Source organism: Pseudomonas paracarnis, assembly GCF_904063055.1.
GTDB lineage: Bacteria > Pseudomonadota > Gammaproteobacteria > Pseudomonadales > Pseudomonadaceae > Aquipseudomonas > Aquipseudomonas paracarnis.
The window spans coordinates 98,620-123,404 of the sequence record NZ_CAJFCN010000005.1; the positions used below are offsets into that span (position 1 = coordinate 98,620).

Here is a 24,785-nt window from a genome sequence, read left to right on the forward strand (position 1 = left end):
GTAAGCCGCCGTGTAGGGTAATTCAGACCCGGAAGCGCCCAACCAGGGTCTGCAGGTAGATCCCCAGGCGCGCCAGTTCGGCACTGGAGGACGCAGTTTCTTCGCTGGCCGACGAGGTTTGTTCGGAGATGTCGCGCACATTCAACACGCTGCGGTTGATCTCTTCAGCCACGGCGCTTTGTTGCTCGGCGGCGGTGGCGATCTGCGAGTTCATGGCCTGAATGGTCGAGACGGTGCGGGTGATATTGCCCAGCGCGTGGCCAGCGCGGCGCGTCAGCTCAACACTGCTCTCGGTCAGCCCGCGGCTGTTGTCCATGATGGTTGCCACCTGCTGGGTACCACTTTGCAGGCCGACGATCAGCTCTTCGATCTCTTCAGTGGACTTCTGCGTGCGCTGGGCCAGGCTGCGCACCTCGTCGGCCACCACGGCAAAGCCACGGCCGGCCTCACCGGCACGCGCGGCCTCAATGGCGGCGTTAAGGGCCAGCAGGTTGGTTTGCTGGGCTACGGATTTGATCACGTCGAGCACACTGCCGATCTTGTCGCTCTCGCGCTTGAGTTCACCCATGGCCACTGTGGAATTACCCACCTCGGTGGCCAGGCGCTCGATCTGGGCGATGGCTTCACCCACCACCTGATCGCCTTCACGGGCTTGCTGGTCGGCAGCCACGGCGGCTTCCGAGGCCTCTTCGGCATTGCGCGCCACTTCCTGCACGGTGGCCGCCATCTCGTTCATGGCGGTGGCCACCTGGTCGGTCTCGACCTTCTGGCTGTTGACCCCGGCGCTGGTTTGTTCGGTCACGGCCGACAACTGCTCGGCGGCGCTGGCGATCTGGGTGACACCGTCGCTGATCCCGCCGATCAACTCGCGCAGGCCTACGGTCATGCTTTGCATGGCACGCTGCAATTGACCCAGTTCGTCCTGGCGGCCCGATTCCAGGTTGTGGCTCAGATCGCCGGAGGCCACACGCTCGGCGACTTTGAGGGTCTGGTTCAGGGGGATGACGATCTGGCGGGTGATGGCCCAGGCTGCGAAGATGCCGACGATCAGCGCCAGCACGGTGGCAAGCAGCAACAGGTATTTGGCCTGCGCGGCATCTGCGTCACGCACGGCGGTCTGGGAGACGGTGAGTTTTTCGCTGTGGCCCAGCAGGATGTCGCCTTGGGCGATCATGGTTTTCAGCGCAGCCGCGCTGGCGACCTGGGAATCGCGATACTGGCTGACGGCGGCGCGGTAGGCTTGCAGTGAAGCCCCGGCTTCTTGCAGGTTGGCCTGGTATTGGGCCGGCAGCTGGCCTTGCAGTTCGGTGATTTTCTTCAGGGCGTTGTCGATAGCATCCAGGGCCGGTTGCTCGGCTTCGACCTTGCCGCTGTAGGTGTAGCCGCGTACTTGGAAGCGCGATTGCTGGATCAGCTTGCTCTGCTCCACCACGCTGTTGAACTGGGTGACGCTGTCACCTTGCAGCAGGGCTTTTTCGATTTCATTGATCTTGGCGACAGCATTGTCGGCAGTGTCGCCGAGCTTGCTGCGAGCACCCTCACGCTTGAGGCCCGCCTGGACCATGGCCGCGAAGGCCTTTTTGTATTGGTTCAAGGCTTCCTGCTGTTGCTCGACCAGGGCTTTGTCGTCAGGTTGCTCGATCAGCTCGGCGGCGGTCTTCAGGCCGCTGTCGAGGTGGGCGAGCAGGCCGTCGACCTTGTCCGTGCCTTGCTCGCCACGGCGCATATCGAAGTCCAGACGTGCCAGGCGCAGGTCTTTGGTCAGGCCATTGAGGCTGGAAATGAAGCCCAGCTTGTCGCCGCGGCTGATCACATCCCCCAGGCCGGTCCAGCCGGTAAAGGTGATCAACAGCGTCAGGACCAATACCAGGCCAAAGCCGACGCTCAGCTTGCGGTTGACGCTTACATTCCCCAACTTCTCGGCTAACCAACGATACATGCTGCGAACTCCCCTGGAACAAGGCTTGGACTTATTCAAAGGCTATCGGCACGGGCGCGAGATTCTGTAGCTATGCACATGATCGTTCCCACGCTCTGCTGATCGTTCTCACGCTCTGCGTGGGAATGAATGGCGTGACGCTCTGCGTCACAAGGGCTGACGTAGAGCGTGGGAACGATCAGTCGGGGGGTTAGAACAGGCGGGCGAGCAGGGCCGTTACGGCGGTTTCGACGCGCAAAATACGTGCACCCAGTTGCACCGGCTGCAAACCGGCCTTGGCCAGCAAGTCCACTTCATAGGGAATCCAGCCGCCTTCCGGGCCGATCGCCAGGGTCACCGGTTCCTCGAGGGCTCGGGGGCAGGCGGGGTAATCGCCCGGATGGCCGATCAGGCCCAGGGTGCCAGCCGCCATGGCCGGCAGCCGATCTTCCACAAACGGCTTGAAGCGTTTCTCGATAATGATCTCGGGCAGCACCGTGTCCCGCGCTTGTTCCAGGCCGAGGATCAATTGCTCGCGCACCGCTTCAGGCTCCAGGAACGGGGTTTGCCAGAAGCTTTTTTCCACGCGGTAGCTGTTGACCAGCACCACCTTGGGCACGCCCATGGCCGCCACGGTTTGCAACACCCGGCGCAGCATCTTCGGGCGGGGCAGGGCCAGCAGCAAGGTCAGGGGTAATTTGCTCGGTGGCGGTTGGTCGAAGCTCACTTGCAGTTCGGCTTCAGCGGCTTCCAGGCGCAGCAGTTGGGCATTGCCCATCAGCCCGCCAATCCGGCCCACGCGCAGGGAGTCACCGACGGCGGCGCGGTGAACCTCCTGCATATGCACCAGGCGCCGATCGCGCAGCACTACGCGGTCGGCCGCGATAAAGTCGGCCTCTTCGAGCAGCAGCAGGTTCACGGCTGGGTCGCAGGCGGCTGGTCGTCGTCGACAGGCGCGTCATCCGGGTGTTCGCCACGCTTGCTGATCAAGCCGCTGAACAGGATGCCCACTTCGAACAGCATCCACATCGGCACGGCCAACAAGGTCTGGGAGAAGATGTCCGGTGGCGTGAGGATCATGCCGACCACGAAGCAGCCGATGATCACATACGGGCGGATCTTCTTCAGGTACTTGACGTCGACCACGCCGATCCACACCAGCAACACTACCGCTACCGGAATTTCAAACGCCACGCCAAAGGCGAAGAACAGCGTCATCACGAAATCGAGGTAGCTGGTGATATCGGTCATCATTTCCACACCGGCTGGAGTCGCGGCGGCGAAGAACTTGAAGATCAGTGGGAACACCAGGAAATAGGCGAAGGCCATGCCGGTGTAGAACAGCAGGATGCTCGACACCAGCAACGGCACGGCGATGCGCTTCTCATGCTTGTAGAGGCCTGGCGCGATAAAACCCCAGATCTGATGCAGGATCACCGGGATCGCCAGGAACAGCGAGACCATCATGGTCAGCTTCAAGGGCGTCAGGAACGGCGACGACACATCGGTGGCGATCATCGTCGCGCCGGCCGGCAGGTACTGGCGCAGGGGCGTCGAGACGAAGGTGTAGATCTGCTGGGTAAAGGCGAACAGCCCGGCAAAGATGATGAAGATCGCCGCCACGCAACGCAGCAGGCGGGTACGCAGCTCGGTGAGGTGCGAGACCAGCGGCATATGCTGGTCGTTTTCCGGTTTATCAGCGCTCATGGGGCTCGCGGCGGCAATGTAGGGTCATGGGGTGCGGGCGACGCAACGGGCGTCGGCGCGGGCGTCGTAGGAGCGGGCGCTGCCGGTGCGGCGTCGGCCACAGGGGCTGGCGCGATGCTGTGCTCGGCCACCGGCGTTACCGGCTTGGCCGGCTCTTGCACCGGGGAAAGAATCTTGCGGGCTTCCTGCTCCAACGAGAGGATGTGCTCGTTGTGCAATTGCCGACGGATTTCGTCGGCACCGATTTCCCGTTCAACTTCCTGTTTGATCGCGTTGAAACTGCGCTTGAGGCGCCCGATCCACAAGCCGGCGGTGCGTGCGGCACCGGGCAGGCGTTCCGGCCCCAGTACCAGCAGGGCCACCAGGCCGACGAGCAGCAGTTCAGAGAAGCTGATACCAAACATTAGTCAGTGCTCACGAGTCTTTGCGGGTCGGCTCTTGGACCTTTTCAGCCTGCACGTCGAAGGTACGGCGCTCGGTGATCGGCTGGGTGGCCTGCGGGTGAACAGGCTGGGCCGGTGGCACCGGGTTGGCGCTTGGCTCGGCTGGCTTTTCATCATCGTTCATGGCTTTGCGAAAGCCCTTGATCGACTCGCCCACATCGGTGCCCAGGTTCTTGAGCTTCTTGGTGCCGAACACCAATACCACCACCACCAGAATGACGATCCAGTGTTTCCAGTCAAAAATGCCCATGCTTCAAATCCTCAAGTCTTACGTTATTCAGGCGGACGGGCGCGAGGCCTTCTCGGCGTGCCCGGACAAGCCGAAGCGACGGTCCAGTTCATCCAGCACGGCCTGTGGGTGCTGCCCCAGTTGGGCGAGCATCACCAGGCTATGGAACCACAAGTCTGCGGTCTCATAGATTACATCGCTGTAATCACCGCTGATTTGCGCGTCCTTGGCCGCAATGATGGTCTCGACGGATTCTTCGCCGAGTTTTTCCAGAATCTTGTTCAGACCCTTGTGGTACAGGCTGGCGACGTAGGAGCTGTCGGCATCCGCGCCTTTGCGGTCTTCCAGCACCTGGGCCACACGGTTCAGGGTATCGCTCATGTTCAGTGTCCTGCTGGGTAGATGGCGTGCGGGTCTTTGAGCACCGGCTCCACAACCTTCCATTCGCCATTCTCGAACACGCGATAGAAGCAACTGTGGCGGCCAGTGTGGCAGGCAATGCCGCCGATCTGCTCGACCTTGAGGATCACCACGTCGGCATCGCAGTCCAGGCGCAGCTCGTGCAGGGTCTGCACGTGCCCGGATTCTTCGCCCTTGCGCCACAGTTTGCCACGCGAACGTGACCAGTAGATGGCGCGCTGCTCGGCGGCGGTGAGGCTCAGGGCCTCGCGGTTCATCCAGGCCATCATCAGCACGCGCCCGGTCTTGTAGTCCTGGGCAATGGCCGGCACCAGGCCGTCACTGTCCCACTTGATCTCATCCAGCCAGTCTTTCATGTTCGGCTCCGGCAATTTGCGACAGTGTATAACCGGATGGGCTATCGACGCACGATCAGATAAACACCCACGGCGACCATGATGCCGGCTGGCCAGTGGCCCAGTTGGTTCAATGGCCCACCAATCGCCAGCATCACACCGCCCACCAGGTGCGCGGCGCCGAGCAGGCGCAGGAACCAGTCGTCCTTGCGCTTGCGCCACGGTGGCTCAGGGTCCTTGGCATGGGGCTGGGACATGCGCTCCAGCAGGTCGCGGGTCATGTTGGCCAGGTGCGGCAGCTGTTCGAACTGGCTGTGCAGGTTGCCCAGCATGGTTTTGGGGCTCATGCGCTCGCGCATCCAGCGTTCCAGGAAGGGTTGCGCGGTGTTCCACAAGTCGAGGTCCGGGTACAGCTGGCGGCCCAGGCCTTCGATGTTCAGCAGGGTCTTCTGCAACAACACCAACTGCGGCTGTACTTCCATATTGAAACGCCGCGCGGTCTGGAACAGACGCATCAGTACCTGACCGAAGGAAATATCTTTTAACGGTTTTTCAAAGATCGGCTCGCAGACGGTACGGATCGCCGCTTCGAATTCGTTGAGCTTGGTTTCCGCCGGCACCCAACCCGAATCAATGTGCAGCTGCGCCACACGACGGTAGTCGCGCTTGAAGAAGGCAAACAGGTTGCGCGCCAGGTAATCCTGGTCTTCCGGGGTGAGGCTGCCGACGATGCCGCAGTCGATGGCGATGTACTGCGGGCTCCACGGGTTGACGGTGCTGACGAAGATGTTGCCCGGGTGCATGTCGGCGTGGAAGAAGCTGTCGCGGAACACTTGGGTGAAGAAGATTTCCACACCGCGCTCGGCCAGCATCTTCATGTCGGTGCGTTGGTCGGCCAGGGTCGCAAGGTCGGTGACCTGCACGCCGTAGATGCGCTCCATCACCAGCACTTTGGGCCGGCACCAGTCCCAATACACCTGCGGCACGTACAGCAGTTGCGAGCCTTCGAAGTTGCGTCGCAATTGGCTGGCGTTGGCCGCTTCGCGCAGCAGGTCGAGTTCGTCGTAGATGGTTTTTTCGTAGTCGGCGACCACGTCCACCGGGTGCAGCAGGCGCGCATCGGCAGAGAAGCGTTCGGCCGCGCGGGCCAGGATGAACAGCCATGCCAGGTCCTGGCCGATGATCGGCTTGAGGCCTGGGCGAATGACTTTCACCACCACTTCTTCGCCGGTCTTGAGCTGCGCGGCGTGCACTTGCGCCACCGACGCCGAGGCCAGGGGCTCGACGTCGAAGCGGCTGAACACCTCGCTGATCTTCTGGCCCAGCTGTTCTTCGATCAGCGCCATCGATTGCTGCGAATCGAACGGCGGCACGCGGTCTTGCAGCAGCATCAGCTCGTCGGCGATGTCTTCGGGCAACAGGTCGCGGCGGGTGGAGAGGATCTGCCCGAACTTGATGAAGATCGGCCCCAAATCCTGCAACGCCAGGCGCAGGCTGGCGCCACGGCTCAACGGTGACGGTTTGCGCGGCAACCAGCGCCACGGCAGCACATAACGCACCGCCAGCAGGAACCATGGCAAAGGCAGGGCAAACAGCAGGTCATCGAGACGGTAGCGGATTACGACGCGCTGGATACGAAACAAACGGCGGACGGCGAGCAGCTTCATGCGTTATCGCTTGGATCAAGGGAACGGCTCAAGCGCTCGAAGCGGGCCTCGAGGCGTTCCAGGTCGATTTTGGCCTTGTCGAGCTCGCGAAAGCGCGCTTGCGCTTCCCGTTGCCCGACCAGGGTGCGCGATTCTTCGCTCAGGTATTCGGCAAGGTTCTGGTTGAGGCTGGCGAACCCTTGCTGGTACCAGCGCGAGCGGCTGCGCAGGTGCCCGCTGATCAACTGGGTGGCGACGGGGCCAATCCAGCGCGACAGTTCGTATTCCCAGTCCAGCTCCAGGTCTTGCAGCACGGCGGCCAGGTCCATCAGCACCGCACTGTCGCCTTCCAGTTCCACCTCGGGGCCGTGGAGGATGGCGGTCTTGTTGCGGCTCAGTGCCAGGTGCAACAGGCTTGAGGCTGGCGCACGCAGAGTGCAATCGGCCTCAGCGGCCCATTGAGTGGCGAGCAGCAGGCCTTCATCGCTGGGCAGGATAAACAGCTGCAAGGCGGGGCTTCGGCAGTCGACGGCAATGACTTTGCCGGTCAGGTGCGCGAGCCGCGCCAGGGCGGTGCTGTCCAGGCGCAGTACACGGTTGAGGCCGTGCTCGACGCTGGCGAGAAGACCTTGCAGCAGCATCAGGGCTTGATGCCGCGGTGCAGGGCGACGATGCCGGAGGTCATGTTGTGGTAGGTCACGCGGTCGAAACCGGCCTCCACCATCATCGACTTCAGGGTTTCCTGGTCCGGGTGCATGCGGATCGACTCGGCCAGGTAGCGGTAGCTCTCGGCGTCGTTGGTGATCAGCTTGCCCATCAATGGCATGAAGGCGAACGAATAGGTGTCGTAGACCTTGGACATCAGCGCGTTGGTCGGCTTGGAGAATTCCAGCACCAGCAGGCGGCCACCCGGCTTGAGTACGCGCAGCATCGAGCGGATCGCGTCTTCTTTGTGAGTCACGTTACGCAGGCCGAACGCGATGGTCACGCAGTCGAAATGGTTGTCGGGGAAGGGCAGCTTCTCGGCATCGGCCTGAACGAACTCGATATTGCCGGCCACGCCTTTGTCGAGCAGGCGGTCGCGGCCAACCTTGAGCATCGAACCGTTGATATCGGCCAATACCACCTGGCCGGTGGGGCCAACCAGCTTGGAGAACTTGGCCGCCAAATCGCCCGTGCCACCGGCGATGTCCAGCACCCGGTTGCCGGTGCGTACGCCCGACAACTCGATGGTGAAGCGCTTCCACAGGCGGTGCATGCCACCGGAGAGCACATCGTTCATCAGGTCGTACTTGGCCGCCACGGAGTGGAACACCTCAGCGACTTTTTCCGCTTTCTGGCTTTCCGGGACGTTCTTGAAGCCGAAGTGAGTGGTGGGTTCGGCATCGCTGCCTTTGCGCTGATCAGTCATATCGCTGTCACCAAAAGAGAATGCGGGACATGATAATCCCCAAGGCCTACTTTGTCTTGGCAAGGCTGCAGGTAAGATAGGCGCTCATCGAGACCTTTTGCCGCATGGCGGGTGTTCTGAGTCGTTATATAGAGGAGTCATTGCAATGGCCCGTATTACCGTTGAGCGTGAACATACCCTGGGAAAAGAACAGGCGCGGGCCAAGGCTGAGCAATTGGCGCGCAAACTCGAGGATAAATATGGGGTGGAGTCTTCATGGGCTGGCGACACCCTGAAGCTCAAGCGCTCCGGGGTTAAAGGCACGGTTGCGGTGGCCGACAACTCACTGCGCATCGATGTCGAACTCGGCCTGTTGATGTCGGCCATGAGTGGCACGATAAAGTCCGAAATCGAAAAGGCCTTGGATAAAGCGTTGGCCTGACCTGGCTGCTCTTAGGGTGCCGATTCTAATTTTAAACCCTACTTTGTGCCCAAGCCCTCAACTCCTGCGGGCCGTCCTCCCCCCCTTTTTGTGTGAGGTGCACCATGGCCAAAGTTATTTTGAAGAAAAAAATCGACGTTCAAACCACTCCCCTGAGTGAGGTTAAAAGCTATGCCCGCAAGATCTGGCTGGCGGGTCTTGGTGCCTATGCGAAGGTCGGCAGTGAGGGCAGCGAGTACTTCAAAGAGCTGGTTAAGAGCGGCCAACATGTTGAAAGTAAAGGTAAAAAAGTTGTAGTTGAACAACTTGATGCCGCCAACAGTCAGATTGACCAGGTAAAGAGTAATGTCTCCGGCGTCAGGAGCCTGGTTGAAGTTCAGCTGGATAAAGTTGAAAAAGCTTTTGACACGCGTGTTGCAAGTGCCTTGAATCGAATCGGCATTGCGTCTAAACATGACGTGGAGACACTCTCTGCTAAGCTCGAAGAGCTGACGGCATTGCTCGAACGTGTCGCGCGTAAACACTAAGGAGACATCGGGATGGCTGTTAAAAAGACTACTCAGAAAGAAGGCAGCTCGTGGGTCGGGGAAGTTGAAAAATATTCCCGCAAAATCTGGCTTGCTGGTTTAGGCGTGTACTCGAAGGTTAGCAGTGACGGCGGTAAATACTTCGAGACTCTGGTCAAGGACGGCGAGAAAGCCGAGAAGTTGACCAAGAGTACAGTGGGGAAAAAAGTTGATGCGGCCAAGGCAACGGCCGGTTCCGCCAAGTCGAGCATTTCTGACACGTGGGGCAAGTTGGAAGAAACCTTCGACAAGCGCCTCAACAGTGCTATTTCGCGACTGGGCGTGCCTAGCAAGGCTGAGTTGAAGACGTTGCACAGCAAGGTCGATACCTTGACCAGGCAAATCGAAAAACTCACTGGCGCCAAAGCGGCTCCAGCCAAGACTGCCGCGGCAAAACCTGCGGCAAAACCAGCGGCCAAAACTGCAGCTGCAAAACCAGCAGCCAAAGCCGCTGCCAAGCCTCTGGTTAAAGCTGCCGCTAAACCGGCTGCAAAATCTGCGGCCAAGGCGCCAGCCAAAGCCGCGACGAAACCTGCGGCCAAGCCAGCGGCCAAAACAGCTGCTGCCAAACCGGCCAGCAAACCTGCCGCCAAGCCAGCGGCTGCTAAAGCAGCAGCGAAACCTGCGGCTAAACCGGCTGCTGCCAAATCCGCTGCCAAGCCAGCTTCCGCCAAACCCGCTGCCAAGCCAGCTGCGGCAAAATCCGCCGCGAAACCAGCAGCAGCCAAACCGGCGGTAAAACCTGCGGTGGCCAAAAAACCTGCCGCGGCGAAAAAGCCAGCAGCGCCAAAGCCTGCCGTGGCGGCCAAGCCGGCTCCGACTGCTTCTGCAGCCAATTCGGTGTCCGCGCCGTCGCCCACCGCTGCTACCCCGACTGCAACGCCGGTAACCCCGACGCCATCCAGTCAGTCCTGATTTTTGCGGGACCAGAAAATGCCCGGCCTATAAAGGTCGGGCATTTTTTATGGGCCACAGCAATCAGGCGTCGCGGGCGCTACACCAAGCCCATCAGTTATAAGTGATAGAAACGGTGACGGCACTGGCCAGCGTGCCGTGGGAAATCGCCGCGCCGGTTTTGTGGTAAGCCGCTTTGAGCGCCAGTACCGCCTTGCTGCTGCTCGTTGCAACCGTACGGCTACGCTGGGCCTCCGTACCGTTGGCGGGGATGATGCCTGCGCTGGCCAGCCAAAGAGCGGTGCCGCCCGAAGTTCCCGTATTGGCAAAGAGCTCTGCGTTGCCGGCGGAGGGTGTGCCAGCGAATTGAAAGATCACGTTCTTGACGTCAGAGTCGCAGTCAGCGGCAAGCTCGAAATCGTGTTCTCCAGCGGAGTCGGCACTATCGAAGTCCGACACTTTGACGGGCGGTAGAGTGATGGTGCGGTTTACATCGCCGGCGATCAGGTTGCACGTGCCCGCGTTGACCACGCCTTGGAAGGTCAGGGTGCCGGTGGTAGCAGCGAAGGCGACAGGAGCGCCCAGGCTGGCCGTGAACGCCAATAGCAGGGGCAGTATTGAGAGACGCATCGTTAATCCTCAGGGTTTCAGTTGTAGGTGATGTTGACGGTAGCGGTACTGATCAGCGTGCCTTGGCCGACCGTGCCGCTTTTGTGGTACGCAGCGCCGAGTGGCAGTACCGCGCGATTGCCGCTCACAACCAGCGTGCGTTCGTTGTCGCTGCCATTGGCAGGGATCGTTTGATTCGTTCCGTTGATACGTGAATACAGCCACAGCGCCACGCCTCCAGCGGTGCCTGTATTGGCGAAGAGCAGGTCATTTTCAGGCGAGGGCGGGCCGGAAAAACGAAAGGTGACGTTGGCGGCATCGCTGCAATTGGCCGTCAGCTCAAAGTTGTGTGCGCCAGCGTAGGGGCTGCTGTTGAAAGCACTGACCTGCACCGGGTCGAGGGCGATGGAGCGGTTGACGTCGCCTGCCTCAAGGTTGCAGGTAGCAACAGGGCTTACGAACCTGACCGAGTTGTTGAGGTTGAGCTCAAAGCGGCCCAGGCGCTGGCCTATACGGGTCATCATTGTGTATTTGTAGATGCTTCCCGCCGGCACTACCCCTCCGGTCACCGGGCCGGTTTTGTAGAAGATCGCCTCGGCATTGGTGAAGATGGGATGGCGTCCAGTGGGCAGCTGATTGGTAATATTTTCAAGCGCGTAGAAGTTGGTCACTCCTCGGGCATCGGTAATTTTTATGCGGATGCCGATGCCAGGAGCCTCAGTGGAATAGATCAGGCTTGGCAATAGTTGCGGGTACCTGCGGGAGGTGACCTGTCTGAGGGTCAAGCTGTGGCAATTGAAGAAACGGCCGGGAACCACTCCACTGAATGGCTGCTGGGTGATGATGCTGCCATCGGGCAGGTTGGCCGGTACCGTAATAGTGGCCGGAAGGGAAAGGCCGTGCTCGGAGTCCATATAGCTATCGCACTCCGCCTGGGCCGCGATGGGCAGGCCAAGCACCAGCAGGGTCAAGAGGCGCGAGATCGACGGCTTCATTGTGAACTCCGTATTGTCATGGGGCTTTTGGCGGTAGGCGCTTGCGGCGCATGCTGGCAGGCACCTGCGTTCAGGTGGCGCAAGCGGTTGGTGTTCTCGGCAGTGAAACCTGTGCTCACGTCATAGCGCAGCGTGCACAGGGTCGTGGCGTCCGGGCCCCACTTGACCGTCAACTGCCCCTGCCCGCGTGACACACGCGCAAAGGCTTTGCCACCCTGGCCAACGATCCCGACGCTGGCGCCGCTTTCATCGAACACATCCGCGCCGAACGGCAATGGCGTGCCATCCTCCCGCAGCGCCGTGATCAACATGGCCTGCCCGCTGACGGTCTCGAATTGCAACTGCACCACCGAGCCGGCTCGTGGCGCGACGTTCTGAGCGGCGGTCTTGAGCTCGACATCCGAGGACAGATCCTTGGGGTCCAACTCGACCACGTTCTGGCGGTAAGGCGTGAGATTCGGCACCACGGCGAAGCCGCTTTTGCCGATCTGCGCGCTGTGGTTGCCATTGATCCGTGCGCCGAGGGCGTCGGGAGCCTGGACGATGCCGATGGTGTCGCCCAACTCTGGGGCGAAGGTCACACCGCCACGGTGGGCGACGATGCCACCGGTCATGCCCAGGGAGGTCGATTGGTACGCGTTGCTTTGGCCGTAGCTTGCCGACAGCACGCCTTGAGAGGTCTGGTATTTCATGTCGGCGCTAGTGGCATAGCCGCTGCCTTGAGCACGGCTGCTGCTCAGGCCGTAGCTCAATTCATTGCGCCCGCCAAGCGTACCGCCCAGGCTCAGGCGCTCGCCGCTGCTTTGATCGCCACGGTAGACGGTGTTGGTCAGTGTGGGCGAGCGTGCGCCGCTGCCCAGTGGCAGGCTGACGGTAAAGTCCAATTGCTTGTCGACGCGTTCGCTCAGCAAGTCCCGGGTGCGCTGCGCGCTGACGGTGTAATGCAAACCCTTCCACGTACTGCTGTAGCCGGCGGTAAACGTCAGGTTGCCATTGTTGCGGTTCCAATAGTTTTGCGAGGAGCCGGTCAGGTACACCGAGCCGTCGCCGACGCTTTGGTTGAGGCTGATGTCCATTCGGTCACGCAGGCGCGAAACGGTGTCGAGCTTGAGCCCGTCCAGCGCAAGGTCGCGGATGCGTGCTGCGTCGCTCACGCTCAAGAAGCCTTCGGTGGAGTAGCGGTAGGCGCCCAGCGCGAAGTGGGTGCCCGTATTCGCGAAGTTCTTGCTGTAGCGCAGCTGTACGCTTTGACCCGCGCGTGAACCATGCCCTGGCAGATGCGCGTTCGACTGGGTCAAGTCCAGAGAAAGTGCGCCCAACGGTGTGTTGAACGCGGCCCCCAGCAACTGTGAACGGTAATCCTCACCCATCACGGCACCGGTATAACCGGTCAGCAGATTACTCAGGCCATGCTGGTAAGTCGCTTGCATCAGCCTGGGCGGGTGGTGCAGGCCGACTTCATCGAGCAGGCCGGCACTCAGCGAATAGCGGCTGTAGCCGGGGCGCAGCAGGTTGGCGTTGGCGGCAAACGGTACGATGAACTCACGGGTACGACCGTCGGCTTCGGTGACGGTGACATTCAGGTCGCCGCCGTAACCGGTGGGGAACAGGTCCTTGAGCACGAACGGGCCGGGCGCGACGGAGACTTCATCCAGCAACACACCGCGTTGGCGCACAGTGACCCGTGCGTTGGTCTCGGCAACCCCGCGCACTACCGGGGCAAAGCCGGTCAGTGAATCGGGCAGCATCCGGTCATCGGAAGACAGGCTGGCGCCGCGCAGACGCACGCTGTCGAACAGTTCGCCGGGGGTATAGATTTCGCCAAGCACCAGTTGGGACTTCAAGGCACTCAAATCCCGCTGCACATAGGTGGCGCTGCTTTGGTACCCCGAGGCGGTATGGGTGCGGCTGTAGCTGCCGTTGTGGCGCCAGTGCCAGTTCCCCAGGTTGAGGCCGGTGTTCAGGCCGAGGTAGCTGGAGCCCTGGGTGCGCCCGCCGGTCCGCGTGGTGAAGGTATTGGTGTTGTAACGCACAAACGCGGCATCCACGCCGCCATCCCAGTGTTGCGGGTCGACGTAGCCGCGTGGCTGGCGCGCCAGGTATATCTGCGGAACTTGCAGGTCGAGGCGACTTTCACCCGAATCGAACTGGCTGCTGGCGCCGGGCAGGTAGCTGGCGATGTCGGCACAGCTGGAAAGGGCTGCTGCCTCGACGCTATCGACGATAACGCCAAACCTGAGCAGCGCCTGGGGCTCCAGGCACAGCTGGGCGGTGTCATGGCCCGCGATCTTGGAAAAGGACAGGGTTTCACGCCCGATCCACTGGCCGTTAAGGTGCACATCGGCGCGATAGCTGCCAGGCAGGACGACGTTGCCTTGGTTGAACTTGGCGATATCGACCTGCAAGCCCGCCTTGCCACCCGGAAAGAAAGCCGGATTGAATTCGACCTGTTCGGCACTATGGGCGCTGACGGCTTGAGCGCCGCTGATCAACAGCAGGCTATGCAGGGTCCGCTTGAAGCGATGACGTGCTTTTACGCCGGTTGGCGTGTTGAAACTCATGTTCAGCATTCTCGAAAAACAGGTGTCGGTCGACTGTCGGCATAGGGCGTCCCTACCCGCGTCAGTGGGCATCGACATGAAAAAGTAGGGGCGTGGTAGCGCCAGTCAGGGCGCCCTACGCTGGAAGGTCTGTTCTGGGGGCTGTCATGGCGGGGCCTTGGCGCTATGGACGGCCTTCACGCCATAGTCATCGAGTGTCTGGAACTCTACGGTCGCCTCGGTATTGGCCGATGCTTTGAGCGTGGGCAGCTCAAAGCGCAGGCGGCCGCCGGGCAGTACCATGTTTTCACTGCCCGACGACGCGGTTTTACGCGCATGTCGTTGCCCGGACTCCAGCACCTCGACGGCTTCAAAGGTCACGTGATAGGGCGTCGGGTTGAAGACTTCCAGGCCCTGGCCCTGTGCGCTTGAGATGCGTCGCCATTGCAGTTTTCCGGGTGCCGTTTCGACTCCGTAGAGCAGGTTATGCGGACGGAAGAACAGTTTGATCCGCGAGCGAAACGCCAGCTGCAGTTGGTTGCCCTGTTGCGCATTTGGAGATTGCGCAGGCACTTCCAGCAAGTTGAACCAGAACAGGCTTTCCTGTGCGGTCGGCAAGGATTCGCCGGTATAGGCCACGCGCACCACCTGTTGCTTGCCCGGTTCCATACGGAAGATGGGCGGGGTCACCACAAAAGGAATGCCGCCCACCTGTGGCGTCGACTGCTCATCGCCATTATCCAGCCAGGTCTGGACCAATACCGGTGCCTGGTTCTTGCTCTCCAGCCTGACGGTGACCTCTTTGTCGTTCTGCGGATAAACCACGCGCGTGCTGTTGATGATCACGCTCGCCTGCAGCGCCGTTGCGCCCACCAGCGTGCAGGTCAGCAAGGTGGTCTGCGCAAAAATCGAAAATACATTCATGGTGGTTTATCCCGTGCAGCCAGGCAGCGCTGCCGAATGCCGTACGCGGGCACCGAAATCGCTGACGCTGGTGAACTCAACCTTGGCCGGGGTACGCGGACATTCGCGCAACAGCGGCAACGCAAAGCGTTTTACATCGCCGGCCGGCAGCAGCAGGCTGTCGTTGGCGCTCTGGTTCGGCGCTTTGGCAAAACGCTGGCCGGCGCTGAGCAGTTCGATAGAAGCAAGCGAGACGTGATAGGGCGTCGGGTTAGTGGCTTGCAGGGCGTAGCCGTGATCGTGGGCGATCAGTTTCCATTGCAGTTTCGAGGCTGCGTTTGCCACCGGATAAGGCAACGCTTGCGGGCGCAGGAATACGCGCAAGCGGGTGCGAAATGCCAATTCGATCTGGTTATTCTCGTCACCCTTTGCGGCACTCGGCGGCACTTCCAGTACGTTGAGCCAAAACAGGCTTTCACGATCGGCAGGCAAAGGCTCGCCCGAGTAGCGCAGGCGCAACGCCTGTTGCTGGTGCGGCTCAATGCGGAAGATTGGGGGGGACGTACTCAGCGGCGCTTTTGCAGTGGCGGCTGTTGAGTATCGGTCGCCGTCGTCCAGCCAGGTTTGCACCAATGCCGGGCGATTGCCCTTGTTTTCCAGGCGTACGATCACTTCCTGCCGTTCGGCAGGGTAGATCACCCGTGTGCCGTGGATGATGACGCCTGCCTCGGCGGCAAGTATGAACAGCAGCATTGCACCAGACACACCGGCGACAAATGTAAGACGGGCCTTCGTTTTCATCGTCTGGTCTCTTTACCCAGGGAGGAGCCCGCCTTCGCAGGCTCGCTCGCGCTTTACTCGGCGTACTCGATCATGAACCCGACCCGGGTGTTGACCTTGCCTTCGGTGGCCGGGCCGCTGGCGTACAGTTGTGCAGCCAATGGGATGGTTGCCTGGTTATCGGCGATCACCACGCCTTCGGATTTTTCGGTGTACACGTTGATCGGCGTGCCGCTGCGGCTGGTGACCTCCACCTGGACGTTTTTGGCGTTGGTGGTATCCGATGGATCGTCGTAACCATCAATGTTCAAGCGCCCAGTGGCCACGTCGATGGCCGGGCTGGTCGGATCGAAGGCAACCATGGCGGTGCGTCCGTTGGTGCAACTGCCCTCACCCGGTGCGCCGATGCGAATGGTGAAGCCGGTCAGGTTGGCACGGCTGCCTGCCGTGGCCAGGCGTGCAGCAGAGACGCCACCCAGGTTCACGTCCTTGACCACAGCCCCCGTGCCCGGAGCCGCGCCTTCGACGGTGCAGGTCACGTCGGTCACCAGTCCACTGAAGTTGATCACGCCGTCCGCGGCGTACACCGATGACGTCATCGTGGCGCTCAAGGCCAGTGCGGTTGCAACGGCAGGTAAAACGTTGGCTTTCATTCTGTTTTCGATCTCGAGTTATTGAAGTTATCCGCCGCAGGTTTAAGCGCAGTGCCTGAGGTTCTTGTCGAATTTTTTTCATGGGGCGGGCTGGCATAATTTGTATCTAAAAGTGAATGCGCTCTATAGCGAAGTCTCGAGTTTTGGTTCGTGATTGTTCGAAAGCGTTTTGTTTTGTTTAGTTTTTTTCGTATGGGTTTTTGGTTGGGTAAAGTTTCCTCAGCTGTTTCTGTAGGAAGTTGCCGTAAGTAAATGTAGTACTGTTGTGTCCGCTTATTGAACCCTGCATAAGGCTGGTCTATAGCGTGCAGTACTGCATTGATTTATGCGGGGCTCGTTATGACAACTTCACCATTGGCCATCTGTACCGTCATGCTGCTGGATGACCACGAGATGGTTCGCCAAGGTATCGCACTGGGATTGAATGCCGAGGCCGACATTCAGGTGACCGGCTCCTACGGTACGGGCCGGCAACTGCTGGAGGCGCTGGCCCGTCAGCGGGTCGATGTGGTCGTCATGGACTTCGTGCTGGCGCCGTCAGACATCGACGGCCTCAGTCTGCTCCAGACGCTGGGCAGGCGTTTCAGCCAGTGCCGGGCATTGATCGTTTCCTCGGATTATTCGCCTGCGACAGTCTCGCTGGCGCTCAAGGCTGGATGTTGGGGCATTCTGGGTAAGACTCAGAATCTGACCGAGCTGATCACGGCTATCCGAACTGTCGCTCAAGGGCGGCTTTATATACAACCTTGTATGTTGGCGACATTACAGGGCAAACACTCTGCGTTTGATCTCGTCACTGTGAAGTCGACGGTCAATGTTTCAGCGACGCTGTCATTGACCTCCGGGCTCACACCTAAAGAGCGCGAAGTGTTGCGCTGTTTTCTCGATGGCATGTCAGTCAGTTCGATTGCGGCAAAGTTCTCCCGCAGTGCAAGTACTATCAGTACGCAGAAACAATCGGCTTATCGGAAGTTGGGCGTGCGCAATGACAGTGAACTTTTCAAATTCATTCAGCAATTCGGCGGGCCTGAGTAAGCACCGGTCAAAGCGGATCATCCAGGTAGCGCAAGGCCCAGCGTTCGGTGGCCTGGCGTGCAGGTGACAGCAGGTGCGGCGCTACCAGCATCATGACCTGGTACACCACCACTCGTACCTCGCCTTCACGGTCCAGTACGCGTTGGTAATCGAGGGAGAACAGCAGGGTCATGGTGATCTGTTCCACCAACTGCCCCAGTGCCTGGGTGTCACTGACCAGTTGCCCCGCAGCCTTCAACCGCGCCAACAAGGAGGCCAGGGTGCGTTTGAGCGCGGTAAGCAGATTGCGGATCCCCTTGGCCAGCTTCGGCAGGCGCCCGGCCAGGTTCGACAGGTCCTGGAAGAGGAAGCGATAGTGGGCCATGCGCTCGACAATCAGGTGCAAAAACAGCCAGTAGTCCTCAGCCTCCAGTTGCGCATCGGCAGGCGGGTCGAGCAGCGGCGCCAGCTCGCATTGAAAGCGCTCGAACAGCCCCAGTACCAACGGCTCCTTGCCATGGAAGTGGTAGTAGAGGTTACCGGGGCTGATCCCCATTTCATTGGCCACCTCCATGGTCGACACGTTCGGTTCGCCCTTGTGGTTGAACAACTGCAAGGCACATTCAAGGATACGGTCGCGGGTCTTCATCCAGTCTTCTTAATGTGATGTTTGAGCTCATCGCACGCGCACGTAAGTGCCCGGCGCCGCTTCCATCGGTGGGTAATTCTGGTTGCCCAGAGCGGTGAGGGTTTCGCGTTGTACACCGGAGCGTTTTTGCACCCACTCCAGCCACTGCGGCCACCAACTGCCTTCGACGTGCTGGGCGTCGTAATACCAGGCGCGCGGATCGCTGCTCAGCTTGAGGTTCTCGACGTAGTTGGCCTTGGGGTTACCCGGTGGGTTGAGGATGCTCTGGATATGCCCGCTGTTGGACAGCACGAAGCGCCGCTCGCCACCCAGCAGTTGCGTGGAGCGGTACACCGCGTCCCACGGCGTGATGTGATCGTTGATGCCGGCCACGCTGAAGCTGTCCACCGCGACCTTGCGCAAGTCGATGGGCGTGCCGCATACCTCCAGGCCGCCAGGGTGGCTCAGGGGGTTGTGCTTGAAGAAGTCCAGCAGGTCGCCGTGCAAGGCGGCGGGCAGGCGCGTGTTGTCGTTGTTCCAGTACAGGATGTCGAACGCCGGCGGTTCCTTGCCCAGCAGGTAATTGTTGATCCAGTAGTTCCAGATCAAGTCGTTGGGGCGCATCCAGGCAAACACCTTGGCCATGTCGCGGCCATCCAGCACGCCTTGCTGGTAAGAGCGGCGCTTGGCGGCCTCCAGGGTTTGTTCATCGGCGAATAGGGTTGCGGGGCTGTCGATCTGGCTGTCGAGCAGGCTTACCAGGTAACTGGCGCTGGAGATGCGCCGCAACTGGCGCTTGGCTTGCAGGTGGCCTTGCAGGGCGGCGATGGTCAGGCCGCCGGCGCAGGCGCCCATCAGGTTGACCTCGCGGGCGCCAGTGATGGCCCGGCACACGTTGAGCGCTTCTTCCAGCGCCGCCACGTAGGTGGACAGGCCCCATTCGCGATGCCGCACGTCCGGGTTACGCCAGCTGACCATAAAGGTCTGCAGGCCGTTTTTGAGCGCGTATTGCACAAAGCTGTTGGCCGGGCTCAGGTCGAAAATGTAGTACTTGTTGATTTGCGGCGGCACCACCAACAGTGGCTTGGCGTACTGTTTTTCGCTCATGGGCTTGTATTGGATCAGCTCCAGCAGCTCATTGCGAAACACCACCGAACCGGGGGTGGTCGCCACGGTCTTGCCCACTTCGAAAGCGTGCTTGCTGACCTGGCGCGGCAAACCGTTGTTGTGCAGCAGGTCTTCGAACAAATTACTCACGCCACGCACTACGCTGTTGCCGCCGGAGTTGAGCAACTCCTTGATCGCCAGCGGGTTGAGCAGGGTGTTGGAAGGGGACACGGCATCGTTGAGCAGGGCGAAGGCGAACTGCGCGCGGGCGCGATCATCGTCACTGAGGGCGCTGTCATCGATCCACTGCCGTGTCTGTTTTTGCCAGCTCAGATAGGCTTGCAAGCTGCGGCGGTACAGCGGGTTGAGCTTCCAGGTGGGGTCGCTGAAGCGATGGTCCCTGGGGTTGGGTTCGTGCACAGTCTCACCCAGCAGCACACGGCCCAGCTGGCCGCCCAGGGCCAGGGCGTGGCGAGCGGTGTGCACCGGGTTGCGCAGGCCGTGCGCGGCGACGGTACGCAGGGTCGACAGCAAGTCCCGGCCGCGCAGGCCGGTGATCGCATTTTGCGCGTTGATGAACGCAGCGGGGGTGGGCGCCGGGTTCGTCACGGGTCTTTCTCGCATGAGCCAACACTCCTTCGTCAAGTCATCAAGCAGGCACGCCAATCCAGAACCATAGTCGGTTCCTGGCAAGTTGCGCGGTGGTGTGGTCCTTCACACCGCCGGTCGCGGATGTATCACGGCGCGCAGGCGCTCCTCCTCCAGAAACTTCATGATGATCGGCGCCACGGCTTCGGCCCGGGTGATCAGGAACAGGTGGCCGTCGTCGATGATGTGCAACTGCGCATTGGGGATGCGCCAGGCGAGCATGCGCATGTTGACCAGCGGGATCAGCGGGTCATCGTCCCCGGCCAGCACCAGGGTGGGCTGGCGGATCTTGTGCAGCCAGTGAATGCTGGTCCAGCCCAGCCCGGCAAACAGTTGCCAGTAGTAACCCAGCTTGCCGGCCGAGCGCACTTTGCTGGCGTGCTCGGCGGCCAGTTTGGAATCACGGCGGAACGAGCCGCCATAAATCATCGGTGCAATGCGCACCACGTGGGACGGCTGGATATAGCGCCTGGGACTTGCCATCAGCCACAACACCTTGGGCTTGCCCGGCACCATGAAAGCCCCGGCTGCGGTGGCCGCCAGGATCAATTTCTTGCAGCGCTCGGGGTAGTCATACGCAAATTGCTGGGCCAGCGCTCCGCCCCAGGACACACCCACGGCGTTCACTTGGCCGTAGTCGAGGTAATCGAGCATGCGGGCGGTGAGCTTGGCCAGGCCGGGAAAGCGGTAGGGCCGGTTCGGCGTCGAGGAACCGCCCACGCCGGGCACGTCGAAGGCGATCACTTCCAGGTCCGGGTCCAGGGCCTGGACGAACGGAAACACCAGCTCAAGGTTGGCGCCGATGCCGTTGAAGATTAGCAGCGGGGTCAAGTGCGGCTTGCCCGGGCGTACCGCCGTGCGGATGGTCTGGCCATCCAGGTCGATGGTACGGAAGATGAACGGTTGCGCCATGCTCAAGCCCTGTGAAGTGGTGCTATTGGTCTGTAGGAACTCGGTCAGTGTGGGAGCTGGCTTGCCTGCGATGGCATTCTTTCAGGCCGCGATTAGTGAGCAGGCCCATTGCTATCGCAGGCAAGCCAGCTCCCACATCTGATCTCATTTCAATCACAAGAATGCCTAGCGTTCATGTACATAGGTACCCGGCGCCGCTTCAGCGGCTGCATAGGTTTTATTGCCTAATGTCGTCGGGGCTTTTTTCAATTTTCCCGCCCGCTCCGCCTGCCACACCTGCCAATGCAGCCACCACGAATCGGTGTGCTTGGTCGCATCTTCTTGCCACTCCAGCGCACTGCCGGCCAGACCCTCGCTGGTCTGGTAGCGCGCTTTGGGGTTGCCCGGCGGGTTGAGGATGCTCTGGATATGCCCGCTGCTGGACAGTACAAACTCGACCTTGCCGCCGAACAACTGCGCTGACTTGTAGCAGGACTGCCACGGCGTGATGTGGTCGTTGGTGCCGGCCAGGGAATAGATATCGGCAGTGACCTGCTTGAGGTCGATGGGCGTGCCGCACACTTCCAGGGCGTTGGCCCGTACCAGTGGGTTGTTTTTGAACAGTTCGATCAGGTCGCCATGGAACGCGGCCGGCAAGCGTGTGGTGTCGTTGTTCCAGAACAGGATGTCGAACACTGGCGGCTCGTTGCCCAGCAGGTAGTTGTTGACCCAATAGTTCCAGATCAAGTCGTTGGGGCGCATCCAGGCAAAGACCTTGGCCATGTCGCGACCTTCCAGCACGCCGGCCTGATAGGAGTGGCGCTTGGCCGCTTCCAGAGTCTGCTCGTCGACAAACAGCGCCACCTGGGTGTCCAGGGTGGTATCCAGCACGCTCACCAGCAGAGTCAGGGCGTTGACCTTCTTCTGCCCCAGCGCCGCGTAGTGGCCCAGCAGCGCCGTGCAGGTGATGCCGCCTGAGCAGGCACCGAGCATATTCACGTCTTTGCTGCCGGTAATCGCCGTGACCACATCGACCGCTTCCTTCAGCGCCTCGATATAGGTGGATAGCCCCCATTCGCGCTGGGCCTTGGTGGGGTTGCGCCAACTGACGATAAAGGTCTGCTGGCCATTACGCAGGCAGAAGCGCGCCAGGCTTTTATCCGGGCACAGGTCGAAGACGTAGAATTTGTTGATCTGCGGCGGCACCACCAGCAGCGGGCGCTCATGCACCTGCTCGGTAATGGGCTTGTACTGGATCAGCTCCAGCACGTCGTTGCGAAACACCACCGCGCCTTCGCTGGTGCCCAGGGTCTTGCCGACTTCAAAGGCGCCCATGTTGACCTGGCTGGGCATGCCGCCGTTGTGCACCATGTCCTTGGCCAGGTGAGACAAACCGTCGAGCAGGCTTTTACCGCCGGTTTCAAAGAAGCGTTTGACCGCCGCCGGGTTGGCCGCGCTGTTGGTGGGGGCCATGGCTTCGGTCATCAGGTTGATCACGAAGTGGCCCCGGCTGATGTCTTGTGCCGACAGGTTGCTGTCGTCGATCCAGTCGTGAAGTTCCTTGCGCCATGCCAGGTAAGTCTGCAAATAACGTTTGTAGAGCGGGTTCTGGCTCCAGGCTGGGTCGTTGAAGCGACGGTCGTCGCCCTCGGGCACCAGTGCGGATTTGCCGAACATCACATTCTTCAATTCAACGCCAAAGTGGGCGACGTGCTTGACGCTGTGCAACGGTTGCTTGATGGCTTGGGTCAGCACCATCTTGGCCGAGGCCAATAAATCCTTTTTGCGTAACGCGATGATCGGGTTCAACCCCAGGGTGTTTTCCGAGGCCTGGCGTTTCAAGTCATCGTTATTCTTGTTACTCATCTACGACGCTCCATTGTCCGAAAGACGAGTACCGGCGATTGCTGCGCACCCAATTTCGATACACGACACCAGCCTGGTACTGCGACTCGGGTGACCGTTGATACCGCATCGTCAAATGCAGGGAACTTGCCAGCTCCATTGGTTACCCGAGTTTATTTTTTTTCGCAAGCGGGCCAATCGTTGGCCACGCGACAGGGCATTCAAGCAGATGAAATTAGAAAATGCGCTCTAAACAGCAAGACCGTTGAGCTAGAGCATCAGCCGCACGACCGACTCACTCGGATCGCGGGTTTTACCAGCGGCTTTGAGCTCGGCCAGGTAGTCGGCCCACAAAGCGTCCTGACGTACGGCCAACTGATAGAGGTAGTCCCAGGTGAACAGTCCGCTGTCATGACCGTCGTCGAAGGTCAATTTCAGTGCGTACTGGCCGGCCGGTTCCAGCTTGATCAACCGGACGTTGAGCTTGCCGAATTGCAGGATGGGTTTGCCGTGGCCCTGGACCTCGGCGGAAGGGGAGTGCACCCGCAGGAATTCGGCGGGTAGTTGGTAAACCTCGTCGGGCCCGTAGGTAAGGCCGAGGGTGTTGGAGGTTTTATGCAGGTTTACTGCGGTAGGAAATTTCGACATTGGAGATAACCCTGAAGGAACCGGCCCAAAATGTGGGAGGGACCAATGTGGGAGCCGGGCTTGCCCGCGATGCCGGCACCTCGGTGTTTCAGGAACACTGAGGTGATGCTATCGCAGGCAAGCCAGCGCCCACACAAGCCACTCCCACATTGAGTGAGGCTTACAGGATATAACGAGACAGATCTTCGTTCTGCGCCAATTCGCCCAGGTGGCTGTTCACATAATCGGCATCGATCTTGATCGCTTCGCCATTCTGCGCACCGGCCATGTCGCCGGCGCTGAAGGATACTTCCTCAAGCAGGCGCTCAAGCAAGGTATGCAGGCGACGGGCACCGATGTTCTCGGTCTTTTCATTGACCTGCCAGGCGATCTCCGCCAGGCGCTTGATACCGTCTGCCTGGAATTCGATACCCAGCCCTTCGGTTTTCAGCAGCTCGCGGTACTGCTCGGTGAGCGAGGCATGCGGTTCGCTGAGGATGCGCTCGAAGTCGCCCGGCGTCAGTGCCTTGAGCTCCACCCGAATCGGCAGGCGGCCTTGCAGCTCGGGCACCAGGTCGCTGGGCTTGCTCAGGTGGAAGGCACCGGAGGCGATAAACAGGATGTGGTCAGTCTTGACCATGCCCAGCTTGGTGTTGACCGTGCAGCCTTCGATCAGCGGCAGCAAATCGCGCTGCACGCCTTCGCGGGAGACATCCACGCCGCCGGAGTTACCACGCTTGGCCACCTTGTCGATCTCATCGATAAACACAATGCCATGTTGCTCGACCGCTTCCAGGGCCTTGGCCTTGAGTTCTTCCTCATTGACCAGGCGCCCGGCTTCTTCGTCGCGCACCAGCTTGAGCGCTTCTTTCACCTTGAGCTTGCGGCTTTTCTTCTTGCCCTTGCCCATGTTGGCGAACAGGTTCTGCAACTGGCTGGTCATTTCTTCCATGCCAGGCGGGGCAGAGATATCCACGCCGGACACTTCGGCCACTTCGATCTCGATTTCCTTGTCATCCAACTGGCCTTCACGCAGGCGCTTGCGGAACAGCTGGCGGGTGTTGGAATCCGACGAAGGTGCGGCGTCTTCGTTGAAACCCATGCGTGCCGGTGGCAGCAGGGCGTCGAGGATGCGCTCTTCAGCGGCGTCTTCGGCGCGATGGCTGACCTTGGTCACTTCCTGTTCGCGCAGCATCTTCAGGGCGGCGTCAGCCAGATCACGAATGATTGACTCGACATCGCGGCCCACATAGCCGACTTCGGTGAATTTGGTCGCTTCGACCTTGATGAACGGGGCATTGGCCAGTTTGGCCAGCCGCCGAGCGATCTCGGTTTTGCCGACGCCGGTAGGGCCGATCATCAGGATGTTCTTGGGCGTTACTTCAACGCGCAGTTCTTCTGGCAGTTGCATCCGGCGCCAGCGGTTACGCAGCGCAATGGCAACGGCGCGCTTGGCATCGTCCTGGCCGATGATATGGCGGTTGAGTTCATGGACGATTTCGCGGGGAGTCATGGACATAGTGTTTGGCGGCCTCAAGCCTGAATAAGCCTAGGG

26 protein-coding genes and 1 pseudogene are annotated in these 24,785 nt (G+C 60.5%); 4 read left to right on the plus strand and 23 right to left on the minus strand.

Annotation, left to right across the window (positions count from 1 at the left end; translation table 11 throughout):
- Positions 1-22: 22 nt before the first annotated feature.
- The 11 genes and pseudogenes from JMV15_RS28680 to ubiE form a co-directional block, all read right to left on the minus strand.
- A complete protein-coding gene (locus JMV15_RS28680) occupies positions 23-895 on the minus strand; it encodes a methyl-accepting chemotaxis protein (RefSeq protein WP_370694792.1) in 873 nt (290 codons plus the stop codon).
- Positions 881-1,939 (minus strand): annotated as a pseudogene (locus tag JMV15_RS28685) (methyl-accepting chemotaxis protein); the annotation flags it as partial. The gene JMV15_RS28680 and the pseudogene JMV15_RS28685, both read right to left, overlap by 15 nt.
- A 190-nt stretch (positions 1,940-2,129) precedes the next feature.
- A complete protein-coding gene (locus JMV15_RS12740) occupies positions 2,130-2,837 on the minus strand; it encodes a 16S rRNA (uracil(1498)-N(3))-methyltransferase (protein ID WP_014716554.1) in 708 nt (235 codons plus the stop codon).
- Complete coding sequence (tatC, locus tag JMV15_RS12745) at positions 2,834-3,625, minus strand: twin-arginine translocase subunit TatC (protein WP_003187874.1); 792 nt, start codon at positions 3,623-3,625, stop codon at positions 2,834-2,836. Before tatC ends, JMV15_RS12740 begins: the two co-directional genes overlap by 4 nt.
- Complete coding sequence (gene tatB / locus JMV15_RS12750) at positions 3,622-4,029, minus strand: Sec-independent protein translocase protein TatB (protein WP_003187876.1); 408 nt, start codon at positions 4,027-4,029, stop codon at positions 3,622-3,624. The genes tatC and tatB overlap by 4 nt, the downstream gene beginning before the upstream one ends.
- A 10-nt stretch (positions 4,030-4,039) precedes the next feature.
- Positions 4,040-4,318: a twin-arginine translocase TatA/TatE family subunit gene (locus tag JMV15_RS12755; RefSeq protein ID WP_003187877.1), complete on the minus strand. Its 279-nt coding sequence runs from the start codon at positions 4,316-4,318 to the stop codon at positions 4,040-4,042.
- Between the two features lie 27 nt (positions 4,319-4,345).
- Positions 4,346-4,678, minus strand: coding sequence for a phosphoribosyl-ATP diphosphatase (locus JMV15_RS12760; protein ID WP_003187881.1), 333 nt, complete (start codon positions 4,676-4,678; stop codon positions 4,346-4,348).
- Positions 4,679-4,680: 2 nt separating this feature from the next.
- Positions 4,681-5,073, minus strand: coding sequence for a phosphoribosyl-AMP cyclohydrolase (gene hisI, locus JMV15_RS12765; protein ID WP_003187884.1), 393 nt, complete (start codon positions 5,071-5,073; stop codon positions 4,681-4,683).
- 41 nt (positions 5,074-5,114) lie between these two features.
- Positions 5,115-6,719, minus strand: a complete 1,605-nt coding sequence (gene ubiB / locus JMV15_RS12770) for a ubiquinone biosynthesis regulatory protein kinase UbiB (RefSeq protein ID WP_019820016.1) — start codon at positions 6,717-6,719, stop codon at positions 5,115-5,117.
- Complete coding sequence (locus tag JMV15_RS12775; protein ID WP_014716556.1) at positions 6,716-7,339, minus strand: ubiquinone biosynthesis accessory factor UbiJ; 624 nt, start codon at positions 7,337-7,339, stop codon at positions 6,716-6,718. The genes ubiB and JMV15_RS12775 overlap by 4 nt, the downstream gene beginning before the upstream one ends.
- Positions 7,339-8,109 carry a bifunctional demethylmenaquinone methyltransferase/2-methoxy-6-polyprenyl-1,4-benzoquinol methylase UbiE gene (gene ubiE / locus JMV15_RS12780; RefSeq protein ID WP_003171186.1) on the minus strand — a complete coding sequence of 257 codons (771 nt, stop codon included), beginning with the start codon at positions 8,107-8,109 and terminating at the stop codon, positions 7,339-7,341. The genes JMV15_RS12775 and ubiE overlap by 1 nt, the downstream gene beginning before the upstream one ends.
- Positions 8,110-8,254: 145 nt before the next feature.
- On the opposite strand from ubiE, the gene JMV15_RS12785 reads away from it, so the two are divergent.
- The 3 genes from JMV15_RS12785 to JMV15_RS12795 all read left to right on the plus strand — a co-directional run bounded on the left by JMV15_RS12785 (position 8,255) and on the right by JMV15_RS12795 (position 10,011).
- A complete protein-coding gene (locus JMV15_RS12785; protein WP_014716557.1) occupies positions 8,255-8,530 on the plus strand; it encodes a polyhydroxyalkanoic acid system family protein in 276 nt (91 codons plus the stop codon).
- Positions 8,531-8,634: 104 nt separating this feature from the next.
- Positions 8,635-9,057: a phasin family protein gene (locus JMV15_RS12790; protein WP_014716558.1), complete on the plus strand. Its 423-nt coding sequence runs from the start codon at positions 8,635-8,637 to the stop codon at positions 9,055-9,057.
- A 12-nt stretch (positions 9,058-9,069) separates the two neighbouring features.
- On the plus strand, positions 9,070-10,011 hold the full coding sequence (locus JMV15_RS12795) for a phasin family protein (protein ID WP_014716559.1): 942 nt from the start codon (positions 9,070-9,072) through the stop codon (positions 10,009-10,011).
- Positions 10,012-10,104: 93 nt separating this feature from the next.
- On the opposite strand, the gene JMV15_RS12800 is transcribed toward JMV15_RS12795, so the two are convergent.
- From JMV15_RS12800 to JMV15_RS12825, 6 genes are all read right to left on the minus strand, one after another.
- Positions 10,105-10,620 (minus strand): fimbrial protein, encoded by a 516-nt coding sequence (locus JMV15_RS12800; RefSeq protein WP_014716560.1) that lies wholly within the window; start codon positions 10,618-10,620, stop codon positions 10,105-10,107.
- A 17-nt stretch (positions 10,621-10,637) separates the two neighbouring features.
- Positions 10,638-11,594, minus strand: a complete 957-nt coding sequence (locus JMV15_RS12805; RefSeq protein WP_014716561.1) for a fimbrial protein — start codon at positions 11,592-11,594, stop codon at positions 10,638-10,640.
- Complete coding sequence (locus tag JMV15_RS12810; protein WP_038448543.1) at positions 11,591-14,155, minus strand: fimbria/pilus outer membrane usher protein; 2,565 nt, start codon at positions 14,153-14,155, stop codon at positions 11,591-11,593. The genes JMV15_RS12805 and JMV15_RS12810 overlap by 4 nt, the downstream gene beginning before the upstream one ends.
- A gap of 144 nt (positions 14,156-14,299) precedes the next feature.
- Positions 14,300-15,058 carry a fimbrial biogenesis chaperone gene (locus JMV15_RS12815; RefSeq protein ID WP_020302376.1) on the minus strand — a complete coding sequence of 253 codons (759 nt, stop codon included), beginning with the start codon at positions 15,056-15,058 and terminating at the stop codon, positions 14,300-14,302.
- A gap of 6 nt (positions 15,059-15,064) precedes the next feature.
- Positions 15,065-15,838 carry a fimbrial biogenesis chaperone gene (locus tag JMV15_RS12820; protein WP_020302375.1) on the minus strand — a complete coding sequence of 258 codons (774 nt, stop codon included), beginning with the start codon at positions 15,836-15,838 and terminating at the stop codon, positions 15,065-15,067.
- 53 nt (positions 15,839-15,891) lie between these two features.
- A complete protein-coding gene (locus JMV15_RS12825) occupies positions 15,892-16,470 on the minus strand; it encodes a fimbrial protein (RefSeq protein ID WP_014716565.1) in 579 nt (192 codons plus the stop codon).
- A gap of 339 nt (positions 16,471-16,809) precedes the next feature.
- On the opposite strand from JMV15_RS12825, the gene JMV15_RS12830 reads away from it, so the two are divergent.
- Positions 16,810-17,505 carry a response regulator transcription factor gene (locus tag JMV15_RS12830; RefSeq protein ID WP_014716566.1) on the plus strand — a complete coding sequence of 232 codons (696 nt, stop codon included), beginning with the start codon at positions 16,810-16,812 and terminating at the stop codon, positions 17,503-17,505.
- A gap of 7 nt (positions 17,506-17,512) precedes the next feature.
- Here the strand turns inward: JMV15_RS12830 and JMV15_RS12835 are convergent, their stop codons facing one another.
- The 6 genes from JMV15_RS12835 to hslU all read right to left on the minus strand — a co-directional run bounded on the left by JMV15_RS12835 (position 17,513) and on the right by hslU (position 24,749).
- Positions 17,513-18,133, minus strand: a complete 621-nt coding sequence (locus JMV15_RS12835; protein ID WP_020302373.1) for a TetR/AcrR family transcriptional regulator — start codon at positions 18,131-18,133, stop codon at positions 17,513-17,515.
- Positions 18,134-18,160: 27 nt separating this feature from the next.
- A complete protein-coding gene (phaC, locus tag JMV15_RS12840) occupies positions 18,161-19,843 on the minus strand; it encodes a class II poly(R)-hydroxyalkanoic acid synthase (RefSeq protein WP_019820033.1) in 1,683 nt (560 codons plus the stop codon).
- A 90-nt stretch (positions 19,844-19,933) separates the two neighbouring features.
- Entirely contained in the window at positions 19,934-20,779 is an 846-nt protein-coding gene (phaZ, locus tag JMV15_RS12845; RefSeq protein ID WP_019820034.1) for a poly(3-hydroxyalkanoate) depolymerase, read from the minus strand.
- A gap of 165 nt (positions 20,780-20,944) precedes the next feature.
- Positions 20,945-22,624 carry a class II poly(R)-hydroxyalkanoic acid synthase gene (gene phaC, locus JMV15_RS12850; protein ID WP_014716570.1) on the minus strand — a complete coding sequence of 560 codons (1,680 nt, stop codon included), beginning with the start codon at positions 22,622-22,624 and terminating at the stop codon, positions 20,945-20,947.
- A gap of 249 nt (positions 22,625-22,873) precedes the next feature.
- A complete protein-coding gene (locus JMV15_RS12855; protein WP_019820036.1) occupies positions 22,874-23,251 on the minus strand; it encodes a gamma-butyrobetaine hydroxylase-like domain-containing protein in 378 nt (125 codons plus the stop codon).
- A 160-nt stretch (positions 23,252-23,411) separates the two neighbouring features.
- Positions 23,412-24,749 carry an ATP-dependent protease ATPase subunit HslU gene (gene hslU, locus JMV15_RS12860; RefSeq protein WP_003171208.1) on the minus strand — a complete coding sequence of 446 codons (1,338 nt, stop codon included), beginning with the start codon at positions 24,747-24,749 and terminating at the stop codon, positions 23,412-23,414.
- Between the last annotated feature and the right edge of the window lie 36 nt (positions 24,750-24,785).

Bases quoted from the DNA above. Each gene is read 5' to 3' on its own strand.
- JMV15_RS28680 (WP_370694792.1), bottom strand. From the start codon at position 895: ATGCAAAGCATGACCGTAGGCCTGCGCGAGTTGATCGGCGGGATCAGC.
- tatC (WP_003187874.1), bottom strand. From the start codon at position 3,625: ATGAGCGCTGATAAACCGGAAAACGACCAGCATATGCCGCTGGTCTCG.
- tatB (WP_003187876.1), bottom strand. From the start codon at position 4,029: ATGTTTGGTATCAGCTTCTCTGAACTGCTGCTCGTCGGCCTGGTGGCC.
- JMV15_RS12755 (WP_003187877.1), bottom strand. From the start codon at position 4,318: ATGGGCATTTTTGACTGGAAACACTGGATCGTCATTCTGGTGGTGGTG.
- JMV15_RS12760 (WP_003187881.1), bottom strand. From the start codon at position 4,678: ATGAGCGATACCCTGAACCGTGTGGCCCAGGTGCTGGAAGACCGCAAA.
- hisI (WP_003187884.1), bottom strand. From the start codon at position 5,073: ATGAAAGACTGGCTGGATGAGATCAAGTGGGACAGTGACGGCCTGGTG.
- ubiB (WP_019820016.1), bottom strand. From the start codon at position 6,719: ATGAAGCTGCTCGCCGTCCGCCGTTTGTTTCGTATCCAGCGCGTCGTA.
- JMV15_RS12775 (WP_014716556.1), bottom strand. From the start codon at position 7,339: ATGCTGCTGCAAGGTCTTCTCGCCAGCGTCGAGCACGGCCTCAACCGT.
- ubiE (WP_003171186.1), bottom strand. From the start codon at position 8,109: ATGACTGATCAGCGCAAAGGCAGCGATGCCGAACCCACCACTCACTTC.
- JMV15_RS12785 (WP_014716557.1), top strand. From the start codon at position 8,255: ATGGCCCGTATTACCGTTGAGCGTGAACATACCCTGGGAAAAGAACAG.
- JMV15_RS12790 (WP_014716558.1), top strand. From the start codon at position 8,635: ATGGCCAAAGTTATTTTGAAGAAAAAAATCGACGTTCAAACCACTCCC.
- JMV15_RS12795 (WP_014716559.1), top strand. From the start codon at position 9,070: ATGGCTGTTAAAAAGACTACTCAGAAAGAAGGCAGCTCGTGGGTCGGG.
- JMV15_RS12800 (WP_014716560.1), bottom strand. From the start codon at position 10,620: ATGCGTCTCTCAATACTGCCCCTGCTATTGGCGTTCACGGCCAGCCTG.
- JMV15_RS12805 (WP_014716561.1), bottom strand. From the start codon at position 11,594: ATGAAGCCGTCGATCTCGCGCCTCTTGACCCTGCTGGTGCTTGGCCTG.
- JMV15_RS12810 (WP_038448543.1), bottom strand. From the start codon at position 14,155: ATGAGTTTCAACACGCCAACCGGCGTAAAAGCACGTCATCGCTTCAAG.
- JMV15_RS12815 (WP_020302376.1), bottom strand. From the start codon at position 15,058: ATGAATGTATTTTCGATTTTTGCGCAGACCACCTTGCTGACCTGCACG.
- JMV15_RS12820 (WP_020302375.1), bottom strand. From the start codon at position 15,838: ATGAAAACGAAGGCCCGTCTTACATTTGTCGCCGGTGTGTCTGGTGCA.
- JMV15_RS12825 (WP_014716565.1), bottom strand. From the start codon at position 16,470: ATGAAAGCCAACGTTTTACCTGCCGTTGCAACCGCACTGGCCTTGAGC.
- JMV15_RS12830 (WP_014716566.1), top strand. From the start codon at position 16,810: ATGACAACTTCACCATTGGCCATCTGTACCGTCATGCTGCTGGATGAC.
- JMV15_RS12835 (WP_020302373.1), bottom strand. From the start codon at position 18,133: ATGAAGACCCGCGACCGTATCCTTGAATGTGCCTTGCAGTTGTTCAAC.
- phaC (WP_019820033.1), bottom strand. From the start codon at position 19,843: ATGCGAGAAAGACCCGTGACGAACCCGGCGCCCACCCCCGCTGCGTTC.
- phaZ (WP_019820034.1), bottom strand. From the start codon at position 20,779: ATGGCGCAACCGTTCATCTTCCGTACCATCGACCTGGATGGCCAGACC.
- phaC (WP_014716570.1), bottom strand. From the start codon at position 22,624: ATGAGTAACAAGAATAACGATGACTTGAAACGCCAGGCCTCGGAAAAC.
- JMV15_RS12855 (WP_019820036.1), bottom strand. From the start codon at position 23,251: ATGTCGAAATTTCCTACCGCAGTAAACCTGCATAAAACCTCCAACACC.
- hslU (WP_003171208.1), bottom strand. From the start codon at position 24,749: ATGTCCATGACTCCCCGCGAAATCGTCCATGAACTCAACCGCCATATC.